3 protein-coding genes are annotated in these 3153 nt (G+C 66.1%); 1 reads left to right on the top strand and 2 read right to left on the bottom strand.

Translation table 11 applies throughout. The features are described 5' to 3' along the window. Positions 1-998: FAD-binding oxidoreductase (locus tag AB4Y84_RS17460; RefSeq protein ID WP_442250543.1), on the bottom strand; the 998-nt coding region annotated here is incomplete at its 3' end. Between the two features lie 169 nt (positions 999-1167). Here AB4Y84_RS17460 and serA point away from each other — a divergent pair. Continuing rightward, a complete protein-coding gene (gene serA, locus AB4Y84_RS17455) occupies positions 1168-2409 on the top strand; it encodes a phosphoglycerate dehydrogenase (protein WP_032975510.1) in 1242 nt (413 codons plus the stop codon). 75 nt (positions 2410-2484) lie between these two features. Here serA and AB4Y84_RS17450 read toward each other — a convergent pair whose 3' ends face one another. Next, on the bottom strand, positions 2485-3099 hold the full coding sequence (locus AB4Y84_RS17450) for an NUDIX hydrolase (RefSeq protein ID WP_312110332.1): 615 nt from the start codon (positions 3097-3099) through the stop codon (positions 2485-2487). Positions 3100-3153 lie beyond the last annotated feature (54 nt).

Here is a 3153-nt window from a genome sequence, read left to right as displayed (position 1 = left end):
TAACGTGCCAGCGCCTCGGTGATGCCCTCGCGCAGGCGCCACAGCTGCGCCGCCTGGGCATCGCTGGCACTGATCACGCCGTCGCTGACCCAGCCGTTGCCCATGCAGTCCTCGAAGGCCGCCATCGCCGCCGCCTCCTGCGCCTCGTCACCGGCAGCAAACTCGGTCACCACGTAATAGGGATGCACTTCATCGAACGGTGCCTGCGCACCATGGGCCAGAACATGTTCCAGCGCCCGGTCGGTGAAGAATTCAAAGGCTTGCAGCTGCAGCCGCGCACGGAAGGCGGCGAACACCTGCATCAGCACGTCGAAGCTGGGCAGCGCCAGCAGCATCACGTTGCTGGCCGGCGGCGGGTCGGTGAGCTTCACCGTGGCCTCGACGATCACACCCAGCGTGCCCTCCGATCCGATCAGCAGCTGGCGGAAATCGTAGCCGCTGGAGTTCTTGATCAGGCCCTTGTTGAGTTCGAGCAGTTCGCCCGTGGCGGTGACCACTTTCAGTCCGGCAATCCATTCACGGGTATTGCCGTAGCGGATCACCCGGATGCCGCCGGCATTGGTGGCGATGTTGCCGCCGATCGAGCACGACCCGCGCGCAGCGAAGTCCACCGGATAGATGAGGCCATGTTCAAGCGCCGCGTTGTGCAGCGCCTCCAGCGGCATGCCGGCCTGGACCACCAGGGTGCGGTCGACCGCATCGTAGTCCAGCGCCTTGTTCATCCGCTCCAGGCTCAGCACCAGCTCGCCATTGGCCGCTACCGCACCGCCGGAAAGGCCGGTGCGACCGCCGGAGGGAACCACCGCCACGCCCTCGGCCGCGGTCCAGCGCATCACCGCCTGCACTTCTTCAACCGTGGCCGGCAACGCGATCGCCAGCGGCGCCGGTGTCCAGCGCCGGGTCCAGTCGCGGCCGTAATGCTCCAGGTCGGCAGGGTCGGTCTTCAGCTTCAGGCCGGGACAGGCCTGCTGCAACGAGGCGATGCGGGAATCGGTCATGACGGTCCAGCGCGGGGCGTGAAGAACGGGCAAGCGTGCCAGTGGCCGGGCCCAGCGTCCAGCCCTGCAGAGCCTTCAATAGCTGCAGTTGCAACCAATTGCGCACTGCACCATGGGCGTTGCGATCTGGCATAGTGGTCAGCCCCTGTCCCACTGGCCGTGCCGCCCCATGTCGCCGAAGAAGACCTCGTTCCCGAAGCAGGATATCCGCGTGCTGTTGCTGGAGGGGGTCAGCCAGACCGCCGTGGAGGTGTTCAGCGCCGCCGGCTACAGCCAGATCGAGGCGCACACCAAGGCGCTTCCCGAGGACGAACTGAAGGCGCGCATCGCCGAAGCCCACATCGTCGGCATCCGCTCGCGCACCCAGCTCAGTGCCGAGGTGCTGGCCGAGGCCAAGCGCCTGATCGCGGTCGGCTGTTTCTGCATCGGCACCAACCAGGTCGACCTGGATGCGGCCGAGCTGGCCGGCATTCCGGTATTCAACGCACCCTACTCCAATACCCGCAGCGTGGCCGAACTGGTGATCGCCGAAGCGATCATGCTGACCCGCGGCATCCCGCAGAAGAACGCCGAATGCCATCGCGGCGGCTGGTCGAAATCGGCCAGCGGCAGCCATGAGGTGCGCGGCAAGGTCCTGGGCATCATCGGCTACGGGCACATCGGCACCCAGGTCGGCGTACTGGCCGAATCGCTGGGCATGCAGGTGATCTTCCACGATGTGGAAACCAAGCTGTCGCTGGGCAATACCCGTGCGGCGGCCAGCCTGGACGACCTGCTGGCGCGTGCCGACATCGTGACCCTGCACGTGCCGGAGACGCCGTCCACGCAGTGGATGATCGGCAGCACCGAGCTGGCGAAGATGCGCCGCGGCGCGCACCTGATCAACGCCGCGCGCGGCACCGTGGTCGACATCGATGCGCTGGATGCAGCACTGGCCAGCGGCCACATCGGTGGCGCTGCACTGGATGTGTTCCCGGTCGAGCCGAAGGGCAACGGCGATATCTTCGAATCGCCTCTGACCCGCCACGACAACGTGATCCTGACCCCGCACGTGGGCGGCAGCACGCTGGAAGCGCAGGACAACATCGGCATCGAAGTGGCGGCCAAGCTGGTGCGCTACAGCGACAACGGAAGCACCCTGTCGGCGGTCAACTTCCCGGAAGTGACCTTGCCCGAGCACGCCGACAGCCTGCGCCTGCTGCACATCCACCAGAACGTGCCGGGCGTGTTGTCCAAGGTCAACGAGATCTTCTCGCGGCACAACGTCAACATCGACGGCCAGTTCCTGCGCACCGACCCGAAGGTGGGTTACGTGGTGATCGACATCACCGCCAGCGAGGAGCAGGCCAGCGCGGTGCGTGACGAGCTGGCGGCGATTCCGGGCACCTTGCGCACCCGCATCCTGTATTGAGATGTACGTCGCCGGGCGTGGCCGGGCGCTACCCGCGCGATCACGGCAGCGCCGGGCCATGCCCGGCGGTATGAATCAGCGCGCCAGCCACCGGCGCGCCATGCGCTGCATCGATTCGTCCGACTGCGGATCGCTGGCGACCTCGGCCACCGGGCGCCAGGCCAGCTCCAGCGACTCTTCGCTGAGCACGAAATCCTCTCCGCCCAGCGCACGGATCACGAAACGCACGTCGTAGTGCCAATGGCCAGGCACATCCTTGCGCTCGGGAATCCAGTGCTTGTCGATATCGAAGATGGCCGGATCATCCAGCACCAGGCCGGTCAGGCCCGATTCCTCCTCGGCTTCCTTCAACGCTACCCGGGCCAGATCGCGGTCACCGTCGGCGTGGCCACCCAGCTGCAGCCAGCGCTGCAGCTTGCGGTGGTGGGTCAGCAGCAGCCGCTGGCCATCGGCGCTGACCAGCCAGCAGCTGGCGGTGAAGTGGCCGGCCAGGCGTTCGCGGCGGAATGCATCTTCCGCATCGTCGATCAATGTGCCGAATTCGGCAGCAAGGGCGTCGTGGGCGGGTTCTTTGCGCGCATAGTCATGCAGCAGGCCGCGCAAGCGATCGTCAAGTGCGGCAAGGGATTCGGTGGTTTCGCTCATGAATGCGGGGTGCCTGGAAAAATACCTGCCATTATCGCCGTTCATTGTTGCGTTTGCGCTTGTGCGGTGCCTTCAGCATTGGCTAAGGTACAGCGGGCC

This window comes from Stenotrophomonas sp. 2YAF22 (assembly GCF_052114665.1).
GTDB classification, from domain to species: Bacteria; Pseudomonadota; Gammaproteobacteria; order Xanthomonadales; family Xanthomonadaceae; genus Stenotrophomonas; species Stenotrophomonas indicatrix.
Note: the sequence above shows the minus strand (reverse complement) of the source record. Positions and strands in the feature narration are given on the sequence as shown.

Excerpts from the sequence above, each read along its gene's own strand:
- AB4Y84_RS17450 (WP_312110332.1), bottom strand. The coding sequence starts at position 3,099 with ATGAACGGCGATAATGGCAGGTATTTTTCCAGGCACCCCGCATTCATG.
- serA (WP_032975510.1), top strand. The coding sequence starts at position 1,168 with ATGTCGCCGAAGAAGACCTCGTTCCCGAAGCAGGATATCCGCGTGCTG.